The sequence below is a fragment of the Flavobacterium sp. 103 genome, from assembly GCF_003096795.1.
Taxonomy (GTDB): domain Bacteria; phylum Bacteroidota; class Bacteroidia; order Flavobacteriales; family Flavobacteriaceae; genus Flavobacterium.
Window position 1 is genome coordinate 1,497,335 of the sequence record NZ_QENX01000001.1, and the last position, 21,196, is coordinate 1,518,530.

General features: G+C 34.5%; 19 protein-coding genes. 8 read left to right on the forward strand and 11 right to left on the reverse strand.

Going from position 1 to position 21,196, the window contains the following annotated elements:
* Positions 1-12: 12 nt before the first annotated feature.
* The 7 genes from C8C85_RS06140 to C8C85_RS06170 all read right to left on the reverse strand — a co-directional run bounded on the left by C8C85_RS06140 (position 13) and on the right by C8C85_RS06170 (position 8,645).
* A complete protein-coding gene (locus tag C8C85_RS06140; protein ID WP_116798399.1) occupies positions 13-1,356 on the reverse strand; it encodes a deoxyguanosinetriphosphate triphosphohydrolase in 1,344 nt (447 codons plus the stop codon).
* Between the two features lie 109 nt (positions 1,357-1,465).
* The gene (locus C8C85_RS06145) at positions 1,466-2,185 is read right to left on the reverse strand and encodes an AAA family ATPase (RefSeq protein ID WP_116796284.1); all 720 of its coding nucleotides are present in this window, start codon (positions 2,183-2,185) and stop codon (positions 1,466-1,468) included.
* Positions 2,186-2,443: 258 nt separating this feature from the next.
* Positions 2,444-3,175: a DUF3800 domain-containing protein gene (locus C8C85_RS06150; RefSeq protein ID WP_116796285.1), complete on the reverse strand. Its 732-nt coding sequence runs from the start codon at positions 3,173-3,175 to the stop codon at positions 2,444-2,446.
* 12 nt (positions 3,176-3,187) lie between these two features.
* Positions 3,188-5,611: a ribonucleoside-diphosphate reductase subunit alpha gene (locus C8C85_RS06155; RefSeq protein ID WP_116796286.1), complete on the reverse strand. Its 2,424-nt coding sequence runs from the start codon at positions 5,609-5,611 to the stop codon at positions 3,188-3,190.
* 283 nt (positions 5,612-5,894) lie between these two features.
* The gene (locus tag C8C85_RS06160) at positions 5,895-6,872 is read right to left on the reverse strand and encodes a ribonucleotide-diphosphate reductase subunit beta (protein WP_116796287.1); all 978 of its coding nucleotides are present in this window, start codon (positions 6,870-6,872) and stop codon (positions 5,895-5,897) included.
* Between the two features lie 260 nt (positions 6,873-7,132).
* Entirely contained in the window at positions 7,133-7,705 is a 573-nt protein-coding gene (locus C8C85_RS06165) for a DUF3109 family protein (protein ID WP_116796288.1), read from the reverse strand.
* Between the two features lie 94 nt (positions 7,706-7,799).
* On the reverse strand, positions 7,800-8,645 hold the full coding sequence (locus C8C85_RS06170; protein WP_133243373.1) for a hypothetical protein: 846 nt from the start codon (positions 8,643-8,645) through the stop codon (positions 7,800-7,802).
* Between the two features lie 218 nt (positions 8,646-8,863).
* Between C8C85_RS06170 and C8C85_RS06175 the strand changes: the two genes are divergently transcribed.
* The 3 genes from C8C85_RS06175 to C8C85_RS06185 all read left to right on the forward strand — a co-directional run bounded on the left by C8C85_RS06175 (position 8,864) and on the right by C8C85_RS06185 (position 10,382).
* On the forward strand, positions 8,864-9,439 hold the full coding sequence (locus tag C8C85_RS06175) for a MarC family protein (protein ID WP_371811647.1): 576 nt from the start codon (positions 8,864-8,866) through the stop codon (positions 9,437-9,439).
* Between the two features lie 128 nt (positions 9,440-9,567).
* Positions 9,568-9,771, forward strand: coding sequence for a hypothetical protein (locus C8C85_RS06180; RefSeq protein ID WP_116796291.1), 204 nt, complete (start codon positions 9,568-9,570; stop codon positions 9,769-9,771).
* Positions 9,772-9,773: 2 nt separating this feature from the next.
* The gene (locus C8C85_RS06185) at positions 9,774-10,382 is read left to right on the forward strand and encodes an FAD-dependent oxidoreductase (RefSeq protein WP_116796292.1); all 609 of its coding nucleotides are present in this window, start codon (positions 9,774-9,776) and stop codon (positions 10,380-10,382) included.
* Between the two features lie 21 nt (positions 10,383-10,403).
* Here C8C85_RS06185 and C8C85_RS06190 read toward each other — a convergent pair whose 3' ends face one another.
* The 3 genes from C8C85_RS06190 to C8C85_RS06200 form a co-directional block, all read right to left on the reverse strand.
* Positions 10,404-11,999: a S41 family peptidase gene (locus C8C85_RS06190; RefSeq protein WP_116796293.1), complete on the reverse strand. Its 1,596-nt coding sequence runs from the start codon at positions 11,997-11,999 to the stop codon at positions 10,404-10,406.
* Positions 12,000-12,206: 207 nt separating this feature from the next.
* Positions 12,207-12,638: a deoxycytidylate deaminase gene (locus C8C85_RS06195; protein ID WP_116796294.1), complete on the reverse strand. Its 432-nt coding sequence runs from the start codon at positions 12,636-12,638 to the stop codon at positions 12,207-12,209.
* A gap of 8 nt (positions 12,639-12,646) precedes the next feature.
* On the reverse strand, positions 12,647-13,240 hold the full coding sequence (locus tag C8C85_RS06200; RefSeq protein WP_116798400.1) for a HupE/UreJ family protein: 594 nt from the start codon (positions 13,238-13,240) through the stop codon (positions 12,647-12,649).
* Positions 13,241-13,427: 187 nt separating this feature from the next.
* On the opposite strand from C8C85_RS06200, the gene C8C85_RS06205 reads away from it, so the two are divergent.
* Entirely contained in the window at positions 13,428-13,859 is a 432-nt protein-coding gene (locus C8C85_RS06205; protein ID WP_111409646.1) for a TerB family tellurite resistance protein, read from the forward strand.
* Between the two features lie 57 nt (positions 13,860-13,916).
* Here C8C85_RS06205 and fbp read toward each other — a convergent pair whose 3' ends face one another.
* On the reverse strand, positions 13,917-14,936 hold the full coding sequence (gene fbp, locus C8C85_RS06210; RefSeq protein WP_116796295.1) for a class 1 fructose-bisphosphatase: 1,020 nt from the start codon (positions 14,934-14,936) through the stop codon (positions 13,917-13,919).
* Between the two features lie 170 nt (positions 14,937-15,106).
* Between fbp and C8C85_RS06215 the strand changes: the two genes are divergently transcribed.
* The 4 genes from C8C85_RS06215 (at position 15,107) to C8C85_RS06230 (ending at position 21,175) form a co-directional block, all read left to right on the forward strand.
* Positions 15,107-15,589 carry a GNAT family N-acetyltransferase gene (locus C8C85_RS06215; RefSeq protein WP_116796296.1) on the forward strand — a complete coding sequence of 161 codons (483 nt, stop codon included), beginning with the start codon at positions 15,107-15,109 and terminating at the stop codon, positions 15,587-15,589.
* 64 nt (positions 15,590-15,653) lie between these two features.
* Positions 15,654-16,910, forward strand: a complete 1,257-nt coding sequence (locus C8C85_RS06220) for an aspartate kinase (RefSeq protein WP_116796297.1) — start codon at positions 15,654-15,656, stop codon at positions 16,908-16,910.
* 196 nt (positions 16,911-17,106) lie between these two features.
* Positions 17,107-20,538: a hypothetical protein gene (locus C8C85_RS06225; RefSeq protein ID WP_116796298.1), complete on the forward strand. Its 3,432-nt coding sequence runs from the start codon at positions 17,107-17,109 to the stop codon at positions 20,536-20,538.
* A gap of 64 nt (positions 20,539-20,602) precedes the next feature.
* A complete protein-coding gene (locus C8C85_RS06230; protein ID WP_116796299.1) occupies positions 20,603-21,175 on the forward strand; it encodes a hypothetical protein in 573 nt (190 codons plus the stop codon).
* Positions 21,176-21,196 lie beyond the last annotated feature (21 nt).

Below are 21,196 nucleotides of genomic sequence, written 5' to 3' on the forward strand. Positions count from 1 at the left end.
TTCGTTTTTCAACTAACTCTTTGCTGCCGTTATTGTTTTGTAAAACAACAGGGCATTCCCATCTGTCAGCATCGAAACAAAATGACAAATATGAAGCAATCTTTCATATAGATTTTCTTTTTCCAAATGGTGTTTTTCGGGTAACATTTTCAGGATAAGATTGTCATAATTGGACATTTTTCCTTCGAATTTATTATTGAAAGCCGTTACAAATTTATCCAAAAGCGTTTGTATAATTTGGTAGCCAACAATCTCCTTTTCCACTACTTCACGGCTTTGATAGATATTCTTGACGCTAATTTTGATGATATCGTCCATTTGGGCTTTGTACTTGCTTTTGTCAGTTAAGGCAAAAGGAAATTTTCCTTGCATGATTGCCTCTTCATTTTCAACGAATACTTTCACTGCGTCATTAATCAGACTTCCTATAGCCAGCGCGCGCAAGTAACTGATTCGGTCTTCTTTGGTTTCTAAAGTCTTGTATTTTGAAGTATCAATACTGTCTTTCACCAATTTGATTAAATATTCCAAAGCAAAATCTTCGGAAACCAAGCCTAAATTGATTCCATCTTCAAAATCAATTATGGTGTAACAAATGTCGTCGGCTGCTTCAACAAGATAAGCGAGTGGATGTCTTTCAAAACCAATATCATTTCCTGTTTTATTGGCAATCATTCCCATATCGGAAGCGACTTCCTGAAAGAAAGCTTTATCGGTTTGAAAAAAACCATATTTCTTATCAGCTATGTTTTTAGTTGGCTTTTTAGGCAAACTCTCTTTTGGATATTTCATAAAAGCACCAAGCGTGGCGTAGGAAAGTCTGATTCCGCCTTCAACACCCGGACGCGAACTGTTCAAAACTGAAAATCCGTTGGCATTTCCCTCAAAATCAATTAGATCTTGCCATTCTTTGGCCGTTAATTGCTCTTTGTATTTCAAACCATTTCCTATCGAAAAATATTCCCCAATGGCTTTTTCTCCCGAATGCCCAAAAGGTGGATTCCCTATATCATGAGCCAAAGATGCGGCGGCCACAATAGCTCCAAAATCATTCATCTGATAACCGTGAACTTCCTGCAAATACGGATATTTCTCCAATATTTTTTTACCAACCAATCGTCCCAAAGAACGTCCCACAACCGAAACCTCGAGACTGTGCGTTAAACGAGTGTGTACAAAATCGGTTTTGGAAAGTGGAATCACTTGCGTTTTGTCCTGCAAACTTCTAAAAGCAGAGGAGAATATGATTCGGTCATAATCAACTTCAAAGCCCAAACGGGTTTCGTCCTGTTCGATTCTTAATCTTTTACCTGTATCTCCTTGTCTTTTTAGTGATAATAATTGTTCCCAGTTCATGATGTATTTTTCGGATTTGTTTTCAAAGATAGAGAAATAGATAGATTTTAAAAACAAAAGTATTTTTGTAAAGACAAGTGTTTTCATGTCAATAAACAACGATAAAAACTCATTCTTCAAGAAGCTTTTTTTGCTTTTCAATCTCTGCCGCAATAATATTGTTTTTCACTTCTTTGAGTAAATGATTTTTCGCTTCCGCAAAAGTAATATCATAGATATGATTTACTTTTTGGAATTCTACAGGATATTTTGCGAGCAACTTTGTATAATAACTATCTAAAACTTCTTTGGAAGGAGCCGTAAATTCCAGTTGCATTTCAAAACGGCGCACCAAGGCTTCGTCTATCATCTGTATTTGATTGGTGGCAGCTATTAATACTGACCGATTGGGGAAATTATCTATAAGCTGAATAATCGAGTTTACTACCCGTTTCATTTCTGTACTGTCTTTGTTATCATAATCTCTGATTTGACCCAAGGAATCAAATTCATCGAAGAACAAAACAGAACTTTCGTATTGCACTTCCTTGAACAGTCCTTCGATATTCTTGGAGGTTTCGCCCAATTTGGAAGAAACAATTCGGGAGAGATTGACAATGATTAGCTTTTTATCCAGTTTTCTTGCAATCGCTTTAGCAGTCATTGTTTTGCCACAGCCTGTTTTGCCGTGCAACAGTATTTTATTGACCACTGGCAACTCGTATTGCTCCAAAACCTGACGAAACTGATATTCCTTCAAGAATTGATTGATTTGCTCGGAAACAGCTTCATTGAACACTACATCTTCGAGATGAACAATACTACGATCTGTAAAATATAATAAACTCAAGGGAAATGGTTTTTTATATTAGTTTTTTACTCCAATTGAAAATAGCTCCAAAACAAAGTATTTTATTATTTTTTGTCTTAAGAAAATCAAACTTACTTGATATGTATTCCAAATTACAATTTATCACTAAATCTTTATTTGTTTATTACAAAAATGTAATATCTTTGTAGAAGAATTATACATCAATAGATGTTTATATATTTGGATTGGGGTGTCCCCGGTCGACAATAAAGGCTGATTTTATCAGTCTTTTTGTTTTTACGGAAATATCTTTAATCCGTATCGTTTTCCGTTTTTCGTATAAAATTTATCTTTGATTAACTCATAAGAAATATTTACTCCCTCTGGAAATATAATTTTTCTAGCTATTGGGTAAGCCAATAAATCCGAAATTTGTAATCCGTTATTATTTTTTCTTTTATCAAGAAAATGATGCTTTACCGCGTATTTTTTCATTCGTTCTGCATCAACATAAAAAGTGCCAACTTGGTTTAATTTGTTTAAATGATTAGCTAGTTTTGCATCTTCTTTTTTTCCTCTTTTTTCGATTATTATCTCTAAAGAATCACAATCCTGAAGTTCATCAAGACAAAAAATCGTTCTTTCTAATATAAAAGAAAGAGCAATTTCATAAACATCATCTTCTAGTTTTCCATACTTTTTGATAAATGAAATTTTATCAATAGCCGAACAAATTATTTTGTAAATGCTCAAAGTAAGAATACTATTCAGGTCGTTATAAAATTGCTCTTTTATTTTTAAATCAAATAATATCTTGAATTCATTATTACATTTTCTAATATCACGAGAATGTATAATCACATTCGTATTGTCCCAGTATTTTAGTTTTGCATCATTAACTATTGAATTGATTTTAGAAAACTCATTTTCTGAAATCAAAACACCACATAACAAAAACACAGGGAAACTCTCGTCAATAGTTTTCAAACCGTGATCGCCACTTTCATCAATAAACAAATAATATTTCAAATCATTAAATACTTAAGATCCACACATTTCACAATCGTCTGGACCAGCATTTTTAGCTAATTCAATCATTGCTCTGTATTCCTCAGTAGTCATTTGAGTTTCTACTACTTCAACCGCCTCAAGAACTCTAGCTTGTGGTTTAGAATCAGGAATAGCTTCCTCTTTTTTATCGTTGTTTAACGTGAACTTGATAGCATCAACTGCCGCTTTGGTTCTCAAATAATACATACCTGTTTTCAAACCAGATTGCCAAGCATAGAAGTGCATTGAAGTCAATTTAGAATAATTAGCATCTTGCATAAACAAGTTCAATGATTGCGATTGATCCACAAAATATCCTCTTTGACGAGACATATCGATAATGTCTTTCATAGACATTTCCCAAACGGTTTTATACAATTCTTTCAAGTCTTGAGGAATTATATCAATATTTTGAACCGATCCGTTATGACGCATGATTTCTTGTTTCAAATTGTCATTCCACAATCCTAATTTCACTAAATCGTGCAATAAATGTTTGTTCACCACAATAAATTCACCAGACAATACACGTCTTGTATAAATATTCGAAGTATATGGTTCGAATGCTTCGTTGTTACCCAAAATTTGAGAAGTCGAAGCCGTTGGCATTGGCGCAACCAATAAAGAGTTACGAACACCGTTTTTCACTACTTCTTTTCTAAGCGAAGCCCAGTCCCATCTTCCTGATAGTTCTTCGTCTTTCATTCCCCACAAATTGTGTTGGAATTCTCCGTTTGACATTGGAGACCCTTTGAAAGTAGAATACGGACCTTCTTCGATTGCCATTTCCATAGAGGCAGTACAAGCTGCAAAGTAAAGGGTTTCGAATATTTCTTGGTTTAATTTTTTGGCTTCATCAGATGTAAAAGGCAAACGCAACATAATAAAAGCATCGGCAAGTCCTTGTACACCAAGACCAATTGGCCTGTGACGCATATTGGAGTTTTCAGCTTCTTTTACAGGATAGTAATTTCTGTCGATTACTCTGTTCAAGTTACGAGTTACACGCTTGGTCACATCGTACAATAATTTGTGGTTGAAAGCTCCATTCTCTACAAACATTGGCAAAGAAATAGAAGCTAAATTACAAACAGCCACCTCATCACTTGACGTGAATTCCATAATCTCAGTACACAAATTCGACGAACGAATAGTACCTAGATTTTTTTGATTTGATTTTCTGTTGGCTGCATCTTTATACAACATATAAGGCGTTCCAGTCTCAATTTGTGATTCTAGGATTTTCTCCCATAATTCACGGGCTTTAATGGTTTTTCTACCTTTGCCTCTAAATTCATAATCGGTATATAAAGCTTCAAATTCTTCTCCATACACATCATACAAACCTGGACATTCGTTAGGACACATCAAAGTCCAAGTAGAATCTTCCTGTACACGTTTCATAAATAAATCGGAAGTCCACATCGCAAAGAATAAATCTCTGGCGCGCATTTCTTCTTTACCTGTATTCTTTTTCAAATCTAAAAAGTCGAAGATATCCGCATGCCAAGTTTCGATATAGATAGCAAAACTTCCTTTTCTTTTTCCACCACCTTGATCCACATAACGAGCGGTATCATTAAACACTCTCAACATTGGTACAATTCCGTTTGATGTACCATTTGTCCCACGAATATAAGAACCTGTTGCACGAACGTTATGAATAGAAAGTCCAACTCCTCCCGCTGATTGCGAGATTTTTGCTGTTTGTTTTAAGGTATCGTATATTCCATCAATACTATCATCTTGCATTGCCAAAAGGAAACAAGAAGACATTTGAGGTTTTGGAGTACCCGCGTTAAACAAAGTTGGTGTTGCATGGGTAAAGAATTTTTTAGACATTAAGTCATAAGTCTCCATCACCGATTTCAAATCGTCCAGGTGAATACCAACAGAAACACGCATCAACATATGTTGCGGACGTTCTACAATTTTTCCGTTTATTTTCAATAAATACGAACGTTCCAGTGTTTTAAAACCAAAATAATCGTAATTAAAATCTCTGTTGTATATAATATGTGAATCTAGAAATTCAGCGTTTTCCATAATCACTTTATGAACTTCTTCGGCTAATAAAGGTGATTCTTGATTGGTTCTAGGATTGATGTAATGAAACATTTCATTCATCGTTTCCGAGAATGATTTTTTGGTATTTGAATGTAGATTTGAAATAGCGATACGAGCAGCCAATTGTGCATAATCCGGATGAGCAATGGTCATTGACGCAGCGGTTTCGGCAGCTAGGTTATCAAGTTCAGATGTAGAAACCCCATCATACAAACCTTCGATAACTCGCATAGCAACTTTAACTGGATCAACCAATTCGTTCAAGCCGTAACATAATTTTTTAATTCTCTCTGTAATTTTATCAAACATTACAGGTTCTTTGTGGCCGTCTCTTTTTACTACATACATACTTTTATCAATTTTTAATTAATGAATTGTGACTTACGAATAGCAGGAATTCATAAATCATTTTTTACTCACGGTCAATCCATAAACCATTTCGATATTTTGTTTCATCGCATAAATGAGATGAAACAAAACGCCGTCATTTGACCCAAAATTAATCGGGCTGAATTAACTTAGCTTTTAGATTTGGGGATCTTAAAAAACTACTTAATTATTGTTTTTTCTTTTATTTTTTTTTAGCGCTTTCAAAAGCTATAGGAAACATTTGAAAAATCAAAACTGTATTCTAAAAATCGGCGTCGAAGCTAATTTTTTGGGAATCACCTTCGGTAACTTTAACCCCAGATTTTTGATATTCTGCAACTTTTTTCTCAAAGAAATTAGTTTTTCCTTGAAGTGAAATCATATCCATGAAATCAAACGGATTGGCAACATTGTATTCTCTGTCACAACCCAATTCTACCAATAATCTATCGGCAACAAATTCTAAGTATTGAGTCATTAAACCTGCATTCATCCCAATCAAACTTACTGGAAGCGATTCGGTAATGAATTCTCTTTCGATATTCAAAGCATCAACGATAATGCTTCTTATTCTTTCTTTTGGCACTTTATTAATTAAATGATGATTGTGTAAATGCACCGCAAAATCACAGTGAACCCCTTCATCACGAGAAATCAACTCATTGGAAAAAGTCAATCCTGGCATCAATCCACGTTTTTTTAACCAATAAATAGAACAAAATGCTCCTGAAAAGAAAATTCCTTCTACCGCTGCAAAAGCGATTAGCCTTTCGGCAAAAGAATCAGATTCTATCCATTTCAAAGCCCAGTCTGCTTTCTTTTTAATAGCTGGGAAAACATCCAAAGCATTAAACAAATCAGATTTTTCAGCTTCGTCTTTTACATAAGTATCTATCAAAAGTGAATACGTTTCGCTATGTATATTTTCCATCATGATTTGGAAACCATAGAAAAATTTAGCTTCAGCATATTGCACTTCATTAACAAAATTCTCCGCTAGATTTTCATTTACAATTCCATCCGACGCTGCAAAAAAAGCAAGAATGTGTTTTATAAAGTAGCGTTCGTCATCATTTAGCTTATTATTCCAGTCATTTAAATCTTGTGACAAATCAATTTCTTCAGCAGTCCAGAAACTAGCCTCCATCATTTTATATCTTTCCCAAATATCATGATGTTTAATTGGAAAAATCACGAAACGATTTTTGTTTTCTTGTAAAATTGGTTCAATTTGAGACATTTGACTTTTTGTTTATTTTTGATTTTTATACTGAAAATAGATGCGAAATATGAATTACAAAGATTGTGAATTAATGCGGTTATTAAAAGCCAAACTTATTCACAATACCTCATAGTTTTTAACAAATAAGAAAAAACCCTTATTTTATTGTTGAATAATTAACATATTGATTAACAATGTTTTAAAAATAACTAAAACAAGCGACCTCCTGTAAAATAGGGAAAATTTAAACGATAAGAAATAGAAATTAGCTTTAGATTTTACAAACCTTTTTTTAAGTCTTCGGCAACTTTTTCAAGTTCCAAATACCAATCTTCACCAAAGCGACGAATAAGGGCTTCCTTGACAAATTTGTATACAGGAACTTCGAGTTCTTGCCCTAAAGAACAGGCTGCATCACAAATATCCCATTTGTCATAATTGACAGCTGCAAACTCGGTGAAATCTTTAACTCGTATTGGGTATAAATGACAGGAAACAGGTTTTTTCCAGTCTATTATACCTTGATTATAGGCTTGCTCAATTCCACAAAGAGCTGTTTTTCCGTCAAAAATAACGTAGGCACAATCTTTATTGTCAATTAGCGGAGTTTCAAGATCCCCATCAACACCATTAACCCAAGTCCCTTGGGCTTCTATAGCCTCAATTCCTTGTTTTCTTAAAAATGGTTTTACTTTTGGATATATTTCTTCCAATATTTTTGTTTCTGCCAAACTCAATGGTGCTCCTGCATCGCCATCGACGCAACAGGCTCCTTTGCAAGCTGACAAATTACAAACAAATTCTTTTTCGAGTATATCCTCCGAGACGATGGTTTTTCCTAGTTGAAACATTTTGCAAAGGTAACCAAAGATTCAAGAAATAAAAAACCCACTAACAAACATAAACTCCCAAATCAGACAAATTAACACATTGCAACTATTTTACTTACATAAATTTATAATCTGCTTTATTGAACACATAAGCGTTTTTCTCCAAACTAACGCATTTCATAGTCGTCACTTTTTCCTTGTTTTTCAAATCTTTCATACTCATATCCATTAACAATGTTTTTTCATTGGGCTTGAGATAACCGGCTAAAGCATCTGGCATTTTCCAATTTTTTTGATTTTTAAACATATCACCAAAACTCACTTTGGCTTCATTTGTAAAATAAAAAATGATATCATATTCGTCATTTGTGGCCTGAATCCCTTTGCAGTTGTAACCTAAAAATATTTTATTTGGCAATGTTTTATAAGTGAATTTAGATTTCTCACTCTCTTTCTTTGTCATTTCCGAATAATCAGGCATTTTGGAAGCCGAAGCCATTTTTTCCGTGCCATTTCCAAAAGAAGTCACCGTTAGTCTGTTTTTCATATCCATAACCATAAACATGTTTTGCCCTTCGCCCTGCGACACATTAAATCCAAAATAAGACACATTAGGTTCCAGAAAATAATCTGCATTCATCGCCTTAGCATCAGCACCTTTAATTTCCATAACGTATTTCCAGCTAAAAGTATACGAATCTGGAACTTGAGAAGCATCCACTTTATTTTTGCCGTAACCCAAAATCGCTTCATTCCTATTTACATTTTGGTCCACACTTTCCCCAATGGCTTTATCTCCCTCATCTAAAGCCTTATCCGTTGCAGCATTTGCTTTTTGCGAAGCTTTATTCAGCGCTTTTTGCTCCGCAGCTTTTTGAACTTGTTTCCAAATCTGTGCCTGTGAACCATCAAATGACAACAACAAAACCAAGAGTACTATAACAAACCACATCTTTTTCATAGTTAGTATATTTAAAATTACAAACAAATTTACTAATTGATTTTCAGTAAGTTAAATATTTTAACGTTTGATTTATCCTATTTTAATAATTCAACAAAAAGCAAAAAAACCTACTTTTCAATCATTTAATAATAGAATTCCCAAAATGAAAAAATAACCGTATTTTTGAAAGACAAAAAAGATTTACCCAACTTTTCATAAAAAAAACAATACTTATGATGGATTTTAATTTGAAGGAAATAATAACCGTAGGAATGGTGCTTTTTGCCGTAATTGATATAGTTGGATCTATTCCAATCATAGTGGGGCTGAGAGCCAAACACGGCCATATCGAATCGGAAAAAGCAGCTTTGGTAGCAGGATTGATTATGATATTGTTTCTATTTATTGGAGAGGAATTTTTAAGTTTAATTGGAATTGATGTCCATTCATTTGCAGTGGCGGGTTCTTTTGTATTATTCTTTTTGGCCCTAGAAATGATTTTAGGCATTCGTATTTATCGAGACGAAGAAGCAAGTTCCGCCTCAATAGTACCATTGGCATTCCCATTAATTGCAGGCGCAGGAACAATGACCACTTTACTTTCTTTACGTTCACAATTCCACACTATAAATATTGTCCTCGCAATTATATTGAACATTATATTGGTTTATATTGTTCTGAAATCATCCGGGAAAATTGAAAAAATGCTAGGACAAAATGGACTTGGCGTAATTCGTAAGACTTTTGGTGTAGTACTTTTAGCAATAGCTGTTAAATTATTCGCCGCTAATGTTAAAGGTTTGTTTGTCTAAAAAAAAAAATTATAAATTTACCCCCTAAATATTTTATTCGTCAAAGATTAAAGCCCATTTTTAAGCAATTTTTATTTCAAAATTAGACTCAAAAATACTTTGGCATTTTTTATAAAAAAATTAAACCTATGAAAACTTTCACTAACATTTTAGTGCTTTTGGCAGTTGCGCTTCTTATTTTCAATATTACTTTAATTGATTTTCAAAATCCATTTAAAGGAGATAGCATAGTGGCGTTCGTTGGTGTAGTCGCTTCATTTTGTGCGGTATTAATTCTTCTTATTTTTAGAATGTCTAAAAAAATAGTTGAAAAAATGAACGACAACGCATAACTGTGTTTGACGTATTAATTATAGGCGGTGGCGTTTCCGGAATATCATGCGCTATGGTATTGGGTTCCGCTAAAAAGAAAACTTTTGTTTCGTCTAAGAAAATCGGAATTCTCACGCATCAAAAGACTTCATCTCTTCAAGAGGCCCTTTTCAACAATGCTTACGGAATTCCTCCTGGAAAATTAGGTTCGGAATTACTAATTGAGAGCATCGATCATTTATCCAACACTTATCCCCATATTCTTCAAATCCCAGAGGAAAAAGTATTGAAAATAGAAGGTCTCTATCCCGAATTTACTGTTGTTACAAACAAAAACACATACAAAACTGCTACTATCGTAATTGGGATTGGATCAGCCAATACTTTTGCTATCGAAGGCTTAATGCAGTTTGTGGAACCGCATAAAAAAGCCCTTCCCGAAAAACAAAGGATTCAACTTAAGAATATTGACCATAAAGTGGCTGATGGTATTTATGTAATAGGAACTCTTGCGGGCTGGCGAAGCCAATTGGCTATTGCCGCAGGGAGTGGCGCAGCTGTCGCTACCGATTTACTTACTTTATGGAACGAGGGAATTCAGACGCATTCGCACGACAGCATTAGAAAATAAACTGTTTACACCTATATTAAATTACTTTGAAGTTTCAAGTTTAGAATTTTCCTTCAAAACTGCTTTTATCATAGCGTCGTCTTTCAAAACCATTTCGTAGTAGTAAGTATCCCCAAATAACTGTTTTGCAAACTCTGCACTGACATATCTTTTTACCAATGTTTTATAGCTCCCAAGATTAACCTCCAAACCGTTTTTGGAAAGGTATTTTTGAAAAGCATTAAAATACGAATCGGTAGCGTTTATTTGTATTTTAAATTGATCGTAAGTCAATTTGGTAAATGCATTTCTATCTTTGTCTAGTTCTTCAAAAACAAAATGTCCCACAATACCTGACTGCAACAAATATGAAATATTTTCTGCTCCGTGTTCCGCTTCCAAAGGCACGAAAACATCGGGCACAATTCCACCACCGCCATAAACAATCTTCCCTTTTTTGGTTTTAAACTTTAAAGAATCAACCACTTTTATGCTGTCTTTTTTATACAATTCGCCATGCAAAAAACGATCATCCGATTCTTTGAAGTATTCCTCATTCCCTTTAGAATATGGCTTTTGAATAGACCTACCCGTTGGTGTATAATATCTGGCAATGGTCAATCGCACAGCTGAACCGTCATTAAAATCCATTTCGCGCTGTACCAATCCTTTTCCAAATGATCGTCTTCCCACAATAGTTCCACGATCATTATCCTGTATCGCTCCAGCCAAAATTTCACTCGCCGAAGCACTGTTTTCATTAATCAAAACAAATACATTTCCGGTTTCGAAGCTACCCTCTTCTGTAGCATAGGTTTTCTCAGTTGGCTCTTTCTTGCTTTTGGTAAAAACAATTAATTCTTTGTCTTTCAAAAATTCATCGGCAATAGCAATGGCTTCTTCCATATAACCGCCCCCATTATCCCGAACATCGATCACCAGTGTTTTAATTCCTTGTTTTTTCAAAGAAGTCAAACCTTTTTTAAACTCATCGAAAGTAGTTTCCGCAAAACGGTTAATCTTGATATAACCCGTATTTTTGTCTAAAAGCATTGCAACATCAACACTTTTTAAAGGAATTACATCGCGCTTTATGGTAACCTTCATTTTCTTGTGTTCGGATTTTCTATAAACCGTCAATTCAATTTGCGAACCCGCCTGACCTTTTAGCGTGGCAAACAAACTGTCATTAGGCAATTTTCGACCAAATAACTTAGTTTTATCTGCATACAAAATTCGGTCTCCAGCCTTGATTCCTGCTTTTGCCGAAGGGCCATTTTTAACTGGATTTATAACCGCAACAGAATCATTGTGCATATAAAAATTAATTCCAATCCCAACAAAATCGCCTTTCATTGTCTCAGCTATTTCGGCTTGATCTTTTGGCGGAATGTACACGGAATGTGGATCTAATTTTGCTAAGATGCTATTTACCGTAAGACTAACAATCGAATCGGTATTTACATCATCTACATATTCGTTGTCAATGAAATCAATCAGTTTATTGAGTTTTTCTTTGGTATTCTTTTTGGCTATAAAAGATTTGGACGAAGGCGTACCGGACAAACTGCCAATAAAAATTCCAAGAGCAAAAATGCCCCCAATAAGTATGGGTAAATATTTGTTGTCGAATTTCATTTTTTTTCTAATCTGAGTGATTATTCTCTTTTACTTTTTAGATAATTGCAAAAAGGCAAAATATCTCCTTTTAGCCCCGGTTGAAGTGAAAATCCTTTTTGTGAACTTTATCAAAGTTCACAAAAAGATTGAAACGGAAAACGGGACGATCTTACCAAAAAAGGAAAAATGTTTCTGCTCCAAAATTAACAATCGAACTCCAGCTTCCTAATCTTCCAAAACGGGAATATGCTCTACTTCTATGCCTGCTTTCATTAAAAATTGTATTCCGGAATCATCACGGTATCCATTGTGGTACACTACTCTTTTTATCCCCGATTGATGAATTAATTTGCTGCATTCTTTACAAGGCGAAAGTGTGATGTACAAAGTCGCTCCTTCACAGGATTGAGTTGATCTGGCCACTTTCAATATCGCATTTGCCTCAGCATGGAGAACATCCCAACGTGTCAAACCTTCTTCGTCTTCACAACAGTTTTCAAATCCTGATGGTGTTCCATTATATCCGTCCGAAATAATCATACGGTCTTTTACTATGATAGCACCTACTTTTTTTCTGTGGCAATAGGACAACAAACCCCATTCTGTAGCAATCCTAAGATAGGCTTTGTCGTATTTATTTAATTTTATTTTGTTCATATTTTGAATTATCTTTTCCAGATTTCACTTTCCAGAATCATAGGCAACACTACCCCAATTATAAATGCCGACATCACTAATGTCCAATCGCGTTTTGAAAAACGAAATACCGTTTGTACAATATACGACAAAATCAACACAACAATCACTACCACAATTTGAGCGGCTTCGATTCCCAGTGCAAATTCGGCCATCGGCAATAACTTCGAACTTGGACTTCCTCCTAATATCGTTTTAAAATAATTAGAAAAACCTAAACCATGAATGATTCCAAAGAAAAGCGTTATTATAAAAACTAAATTGACACTACCATTTTTACTGGATTTACCAGCTGTAAACAAATTATAGAGAGCCGTTATTAATATTGTAATCGGAATAAGCAGTTCTACCACATTTACCTTAACTGAAATAATTCCAAAAACGGAAAGAAACAATGCGGTTGTATGTCCCAAAGTAAACACAGTTACCAAAAGCAAAATCCTTTTCCAGTCATTAAACGAAAAAGGAACAGACAAAGCAATTAAAAATAAAACATGATCATAGGAATGTATATCCAGTACGTGTTTCAATCCTATTTGAAAGTAAATCAAAAATTCTGACATCATAAAATAATTAAATTGATATGGGGTTGTAAACTTACGATTAATTTTGAAAATGGAATATTTGATTAAAAAATCATTCTTCAAAAAAAATAAAAAATAGAGGTCAATCGTACAAAAAAGTCATTAAAAACAAAAATCATTAGTGAAAAATTAATTATCTTTATGTCAAACCTTAAACACCACAATTATGCCATTCTCAGATTTATTTAGTAGCGAATTCAACCAAGCAAACAAAGGCCATTTTTCAGCCATTGTGCGGGTAGCCTATGCCGGTGGAAATATTACGGAACAAGAACAAAAATTTCTGGACAAACTTGCTGTGGATCTTGAAATTTCCGAAGAAGAATACAAAGAGATTTTAAAAGATCCGAACAAATATCCAATCAACGCACCATACTTATACATTGAAAGACTGGAAAGTCTCCACAAACTAGCCAGAATAGTTCGCCGAGACCATCAACTGGGAGATCAGCAAGAACACTTAATGGTTAAATTTGCATTAGCTTTAGGATTTACTCCTGCCAATGTGAATTATATTGTGGACAAAGCACTCAAATTGGTTGATAAACATGTAGATCTAGATACTTTTATATATGAAATGAAGAATATGTATAAATAAAAAACAGCTCCAATTTAGGAGCTGTTTTTTGGTTTAATCTTTGGTTTGTTTCTTGGTTTAATATTTACTCAGTTTTGCTTTATACATAAACTCTTCTGCTTTTTCAACCATTTTTATGCTACCGCAAAAGAAAGGCACCCTTTCGTGTAATTCTGTAGGTTGGATTTCCATTATTCTATCAAAACCATCCGAAGCTTTTCCACCAGCCTGCTCCACAATAAATGCCATAGGATTACATTCGTATAACAAACGTAACTTCCCTTTTGGTGCTTTTTTACTGGTAGGATAAATATAAATCCCCCCTTTAATCATATTTCTATGAATATCCGCCACTAAACTTCCAATGTAGCGAGAAGTATAAGGACGATCTTCTTCTTCCAATTGACAATACTTGATATAATCTTTCACCCCTTGCGGAAAATGAACATAATTTCCTTCGTTGATGGAATAGATATTACCATCTTCAGAGAATTTCATATTGGGATGCGAAAGGTAAAATGTTCCAATAGCGGGATTCAAAGTAAATCCGTTTACTCCATGACCTGTAGTATATACAAGCATAGTTGACGTTCCATAAATTACATAACCTGCAGCTACTTGTTGCGTACCCGGTTGCAAAAAATCTTCTAATGTAACAGGAGTTCCTATAGGCGTTACTCTTCTATAAACCGAAAATATAGTCCCCACTGTAACATTTACATCAATATTCGAAGATCCATCAAGAGGATCCATCAAAACCACATATTTATTATTATGACTGCTATCACTTCCTTCTACCGTAATAAAATCATCATTTTCTTCTGAAGCGATACCACAAACAATTTCGCGGTTGATTAAAGTTTGGATAAAAATCTCATTGGCATATACATCCAATTTTTGTTGGTCTTCGCCTTGAATATTTTGTTCTCCGGCTGCTCCTATTATATCGACTAATCCGGCTTTATTAACTTTGTAATTGACCACTTTGGCCGCCAAACGAATTGAGTTGATAATCCTGGATAATTCACCTGATGAATATTGGAAAGCTTTTTGGTTTTCAATAATAAATTCCCCTAGTGTTTTGTTTCTTTCTTCCATTACGAAATCGATGTAGTTAGTTTGAAGTCACAAATATCGTTTTTTTTGTGAAATTGAAAAGAATAATACTTAGATAGTTTATCAGTATTGTATATTTGCTACATATTCCATAAAAACTAGTCACTATTTGACTGTTTTTTAATAGAATTCAAGAATAATAATACGAAATCATGAAAATACGCAAAGGAGAAAAACAGGACATGCACGGTGTTTTGGCATTAATTAAGGAGTTGGCCGTATTCGAAAAAGAGCCAGATGCCGTTTTGATCACCGAAGAAGATTTAATTCGTGATGGTTTTGGAACAAATCCATTGTTTCAGGTTTTTGTTGCCGAGGTTGAAAAAGAAATTGTAGGCATTGCTTTGTATTATTACCGATACTCTACTTGGAAAGGAAAAACAATCCATTTGGAAGATTTAGTAGTTAAAGATAGCATGCGCGGAACCGGATTGGGTTATGCTCTGTATTCTGAAATCATCAAACAAGCCAAAAAAGATCAGGTTCGAAGAATTGATTGGAATGTCTTGGACTGGAACACACCAGCAATTGATTTTTATGAAAAATCAGGAGCCAAAGTTTTAGACGAATGGAGAGTTGCACAAATGGACGAAGCTGCAATCAACTATTTTGTGGACAACAAATTAAGAAATTAAAAAAAATAAAATATGATTTCGTTTTGGAGAAATTCCAAAATCTGAAATCTAAAATCTGAATAAAATGAGGGTATTTAAATTTGGTGGTGCTTCTGTGAAAGATGCAGCCGGTATCAAAAACGTTTATGACGTTTTGCAACAAGTGGGTTATGAAGATGTATTAGTGATTGTTTCAGCAATGGGAAAAACAACTAATGCTCTGGAAGAGGTTATCAAAAACTATTTTGACAAATCTCCAGAATTGAATTCATCGGTACAAGAAGTAAAAAAATACCACAATCAAATCTTGTTGGATTTGTTTGAAGATGAAACAAATGAAGTTTTTGCCGCTGTGAATGCTCAGTTTGCTGATTTAGAATATTTTCTGGCCCATAATAAATCTCCAAATTACAATTTTGTTTACGACCAAATCGTAAGCTTCGGAGAATTGATTTCGACTACTATTTTGAGTCATTTTATGGCTTTCAAAGGCATTCAAACACAATGGCTGGACGTTAGAAACTTTATAAAAACAGATTCAACTTACCGAGATGCTGAAGTGGATTGGGAATTGACGCAAAAAAATATTGCCAACAACATCAAACGCAAAATATTGAATATCACTCAAGGATTCTTGGGTTCTGATGAAAACAATTTCACCACTACTTTAGGACGTGAAGGTTCGGATTATACCGCTGCAATTTTTGCTTATTGCTTGAATGCCGAAAGCGTAACAATCTGGAAAGACGTCCCAGGAGTTATGAATGCCGATCCAAGATATTTTGAAAATGCAAGTTTGCTGAATCAAATTTCGTATCGTGAAGCTATCGAATTGGCCTTTTATGGTGCATCGGTTATTCACCCAAAAACATTACAACCTTTACAGAAAAAAGAAATTCCATTGTATGTAAAATCGTTTATCAATCCATTGTTACCCGGAACCCGTGTAGCCAAAGGAGCTGACCTTGAACCTTATTTACCTTGTTTTATTGTAAAAAGAAGCCAATTGTTGATTTCATTATCTTCGATAGATTTCTCTTTCATCATGGAAGAAAACATAAGCGAAATCTTTGGTTTGTTTCACCAATTCAAACTAAAAGTGAACTTAATCCAGAATTCCGCGATTAGTTTCTCAGTTTGTGTGGAAGATAAATTTGGCAATTTCAATGAATTGAATGCGATTCTTTCGAAAAAATTCAAAGTAGATTTCACCGAAAATGTTACTTTATATACCATTAGACATTTTAATGAAAACGCTGCTCAAACTGTAGAAGAAAACAAAACAGTTCTTTTGAAACAAGTGAGTAGAGAAACAATGCAAATTGTAACCAAAGAGAATTAACACATTACCAAAAAACAAATTACCTTTAAAAATGGAAGCTGAGAATTCGGCTTCCATTTTTTTATTTTTAATGTGTCTAATTATCTAAAATTCAATCCTTAAAATCATTTTCAATATCTTGAATTGTCACATCGACTAATTAACACATTATAAAAATAATAAACACTATTTTTGACACTTTGGAGTTATACTATTTATGCTAAAAAAGGTATTATTTTGGGTTGTCATTTTTTATTTTTCTGGGCTTCAGGCGCAAGAAATAGATTCGACTTACACCACCAAAAAAATAGCTTTTACGACCGACACGATTCACTTGGAATCCGTAAGTATCAACTCCAGTTATTTCAAGGTATTGGATGCCAAAAATCAAGTCATTGACAGTACTTTGTATCAAATCAACTTTCCCAAAGGCTATCTTCTATTCAAAAACCAAAACTTCTCTCCTACTGATTCTCTGACGGTTCATTATCTAAAACTACCGGATATTTTAACCAAAGAATATACCATTTACGACAGCAGCAAAATCATTGACAACGATGCCACCAATCAGAACTTATACAGGATGGAGAGTATTTCGGCTCCAAAAAACATTCCGTTTGATGGCCTTTTAGCAACAGGAAGTCTTTCCCGTGGTGTTACTGTAGGCAACAATCAAAATGCGGTGGTCAATTCAAATCTAGACTTTCAAATCACGGGAAAAATATCCGAAAAAGTCAGCATTCGAGCTTCGATTCAAGATACAAATATTCCGGTTCAAGAAGGCAGTTACTCACAACGGCTGAACCAATACGACAACATTTTCATGGAGCTTTTTACCGATAGCTGGAATGTTCGTGCAGGCGATGTTTTTATTGGCAACAACACTACTCGTTTTCTTACTTTCAACAAAAAAATACAAGGATTGTCTGCTACTGTCAATTTTGGAAATGAAGACAGCAAGACCAATGTTTTCGCATCGGGCGGATTGGTTACGGGGAATTATGCCAGCAGTAATTTCAAAGGACAGGAAGGAAATCAGGGGCCGTATAAATTAGTTGGACAAAATGGAGAATTGTATGTTTTGGTCATCATTGGTTCGGAACGGGTTTATGTCAATGGTGTTTTGCTAAAAAGAGGCGAAAACTTTGACTATATTATCGATTATAATTCGGGGGAAATTGTGTTTAACGCTCAATTCCCTATTACTTCCGAGATGCGAATAGTAGTCGAATACCAATATTCCGAAAACAATTACACGAGATTCATCACCTACGACGGCGGAAGTTATACCGACAAAAAATGGAATTTTGGAGCCGCCGTATATTCCGAAAATGATTTAAAAAACCAACCCGTACAGCAAAACCTTTCCAGTGAGCAGGCTCAAATTTTGGCGAATGCCGGAGACAATCCCAATATGATGGTTGCTCCATCAGCCGTTCCTGATACCTATGACGAAAAGAAAATACAATATAAAAAAACCATTCTCGGGGCTTCAACTATCTACGAATATTCCACAAACCCCGATGACGAGCTATACAATGTTCAATTTACTTTAATTGGCCAAGCCAAAGGAAATTACATACTGACAAACCCTACCAGTGTTGACAAAATATTTGAATATGTTGCACCAGTAAACGGAATTCCACAGGGAAAATACGAACCGGTTATACAATTGGTTGCTCCAATAAAAGCCCAAGTAGCCACTTTCTTTGGAAAATACAATCCTTCAGAAAAAACTGCTGTCGATTTTGAATTGGCCGTCAGTAACAACGATAAAAATTTATTTTCTTCGACAGACGACACCAACAATCAAGGATTTTCGGGCGAGATTAACGCCAAACAGAGACTATATTCCAAAAAATGGAATATTGATGCTTTCTTCAATTTTCAAGGCGTAGAAGCAGAGTTCAAGCCCGTAGAACGCATCAACAGTATCGAATTCTATCGAGATTGGAATGTGAACACTACAGCAATTGGAGATCAGAGTTTATTGGGAACGGGTTTGAATTTTAATTTAATTCCGAATGAAAACTCCAAAAACATAGCCACAATTACCTATGCTTTCCAAAAACTCAATCTTTCAAATACGTATTCGGGTGTAAAAAACAACCTTAACGCGGGATTTGAATTTACTGATTGGAGTATCAAAAACGACGGGAGTTATTTAAAAAGTGACGACTTGAAAAACACTTCAAAGTTCTTAAGAAACTTTTCGCACGTTCGCTACAATTCCAAAAAAAACTGGATTGGTAGTACATTACGCTTTGAAGACAATCAAGAAAAAAACAAGGCAACCCAACAATTCTCTTTACTAAGCCAACGCTTTTCGGAATACGGAATATATGCCGGACATGGCGACAGCACCAAAGTTTATGTCCAATTGGGTTATGTAAAAAGAGTAAACGACAGTGTTCAAAACGGTTTATTGCAAAGAGTAAACACCTCAAACAGTTATAATTTGCAAACCAAATTATTTCAAACTGAGAGTCGTGATATATCCTTATTCGTTAATTACAGACAATTGAATTACACCGATCCAGCTTTAAAAACAACTCCGTCGCTAAATGCAAAAATGCTGTACAATGACCAATTTTTCAATAAATTGATTCAAAGCAATACACTCTATCAAACCAATTCCGGAACCATGCCTTTCCAAGATTACACTTATGTTGAAGTTCCAGCTGGACAGGGAAAATATACTTGGAATGATTACAATGGCAATGGAATAAAAGATTTGGAAGAATTTGAAATTGCCCCATTTTCTGATTTGGCGACCTACACCAGAATCTTTTTACCAAATCAGATTTACGTCAAAACCAACCAAAACAAATTCTCCCAGTCTTTTATAATCAATCCTATTGTTTGGCAAAATAGTACTTCGTTCAAGAAAAAGCTGTCCTATTTTTATATGCAGACTTCCTTTATTATGGATCGAAAGATTAAAAACAGCGGAGAACATTTGGTCCTGAATCCATTTGAATCTTCATCGGAAGACATTTTGGGGCTTATCAAAACCTTTACTAATACTTTATCGTACAACAGAGGAAAAAGAGACAATTCAGTTACCTATACTTTTACAAAAAACGAAACCCAAAATTTATTGTCCATTGGAACCATCCAAAACAAAAACAGTTTCCATCAACTGCAATACCAACACTTATTGCAAAAAAGCTGGCTTTTTGATATACTGGCCAAAACCATCCAAACTGCAACAGAATCACAAACATTTGCAGAAAAAAACTATACTATTGAAGGTTATTTATGGACTCCAAAAATTAGTTATCTTTTCTCCAAGAATGTTAGCTTAGATCTTTTCTACGAATACATCAACAAGGAAAATCAAATTGGTACGTTGGATACTTTGACCCAAAATCGATTTGGCACTTCTTTTAGTTACGTTGGCAATTCCAAGTTTAACGTAAACGGAGAAGTCTCTTTGTATGAAAATGATTTTGTGGGCAATGAATTTTCTTCGGCTGGATACCAAATGCTGGAAGGATTGCAAAGAGGACAAAATGTAACCTGGAGAACCCTGTTTCAAATGAATTTGACAAAGTTCTTGGATTTAAATTTTGTTTACCAAGGCCGAAAAAGCGAAACAAGTGACGCTATTCATACTGGAAGCGTGGAGATTAGAGCTTATTTTTAACTATTTTAAATTCAATATTAAAAATAAAGTAGTAAATTTAGGTTTAATCTAAAAACTAATAGACATGAAAAAATTATTGCTATTAAGCTTCCTATTTATTGCATCAGGTACTTTTTACGGTCAAACCAAAGCGAAAGAAAAAGTAAAAACGGAAGCAAAAAACGAAGTCAAAACAGAGGCTAAAAAAAGCGTAAACACTACATCTAACAATTCGAAAGTAAATGACCCCAAACAAACAAAATCTGAAGCTGAAAAAACAAAAGCAGATGCAAAAGCAAAAGCAGACAAAGCAACAAAAGTGGCCAATGATCCGAAAACAGCAGCTAAAGATGGAGTAAAAACAGAAGCTAAAAAAAACATCAACACAACATCTAGCAATTCGAAAGTAAAAGATGCAAAAGAATCGAAAGCTGAAGCAAAAGCAAAAGCTGACAAAGCAACCAAAGTAGCCCAAGATCCAAAAGCGGCTGCCAAAAAAACAGCAACAGACAAAACTGCCAGCGCCAAAAATGAAGCAGCAGCAAAAACAAAAGATAAAGTAACTGGAGAATATAATGGTAAAAAAGTATATACTGGACCACAAGGAGGTCAATACTACATCAACTCAAACGGAAACAAAACTTATATCAAACAATAGTTTTGTTTTTTTTAAATACTG

Coding starts and splice junctions, on each gene's coding strand:
- C8C85_RS06140 (WP_116798399.1), bottom strand. CDS start 1,356: ATGAACTGGGAACAATTATTATCACTAAAAAGACAAGGAGATACAGGT.
- C8C85_RS06155 (WP_116796286.1), bottom strand. CDS start 5,611: ATGTATGTAGTAAAAAGAGACGGCCACAAAGAACCTGTAATGTTTGAT.
- C8C85_RS06160 (WP_116796287.1), bottom strand. CDS start 6,872: ATGTCTCAAATTGAACCAATTTTACAAGAAAACAAAAATCGTTTCGTG.
- C8C85_RS06165 (WP_116796288.1), bottom strand. CDS start 7,705: ATGTTTCAACTAGGAAAAACCATCGTCTCGGAGGATATACTCGAAAAA.
- C8C85_RS06170 (WP_133243373.1), bottom strand. CDS start 8,645: ATGAAAAAGATGTGGTTTGTTATAGTACTCTTGGTTTTGTTGTTGTCA.
- C8C85_RS06175 (WP_371811647.1), top strand. CDS start 8,864: ATGGATTTTAATTTGAAGGAAATAATAACCGTAGGAATGGTGCTTTTT.
- C8C85_RS06180 (WP_116796291.1), top strand. CDS start 9,568: ATGAAAACTTTCACTAACATTTTAGTGCTTTTGGCAGTTGCGCTTCTT.
- C8C85_RS06190 (WP_116796293.1), bottom strand. CDS start 11,999: ATGAAATTCGACAACAAATATTTACCCATACTTATTGGGGGCATTTTT.
- C8C85_RS06195 (WP_116796294.1), bottom strand. CDS start 12,638: ATGAACAAAATAAAATTAAATAAATACGACAAAGCCTATCTTAGGATT.
- C8C85_RS06200 (WP_116798400.1), bottom strand. CDS start 13,240: ATGTCAGAATTTTTGATTTACTTTCAAATAGGATTGAAACACGTACTG.
- C8C85_RS06205 (WP_111409646.1), top strand. CDS start 13,428: ATGCCATTCTCAGATTTATTTAGTAGCGAATTCAACCAAGCAAACAAA.
- fbp (WP_116796295.1), bottom strand. CDS start 14,936: ATGGAAGAAAGAAACAAAACACTAGGGGAATTTATTATTGAAAACCAA.
- C8C85_RS06215 (WP_116796296.1), top strand. CDS start 15,107: ATGAAAATACGCAAAGGAGAAAAACAGGACATGCACGGTGTTTTGGCA.
- C8C85_RS06220 (WP_116796297.1), top strand. CDS start 15,654: ATGAGGGTATTTAAATTTGGTGGTGCTTCTGTGAAAGATGCAGCCGGT.
- C8C85_RS06225 (WP_116796298.1), top strand. CDS start 17,107: ATGCTAAAAAAGGTATTATTTTGGGTTGTCATTTTTTATTTTTCTGGG.
- C8C85_RS06230 (WP_116796299.1), top strand. CDS start 20,603: ATGAAAAAATTATTGCTATTAAGCTTCCTATTTATTGCATCAGGTACT.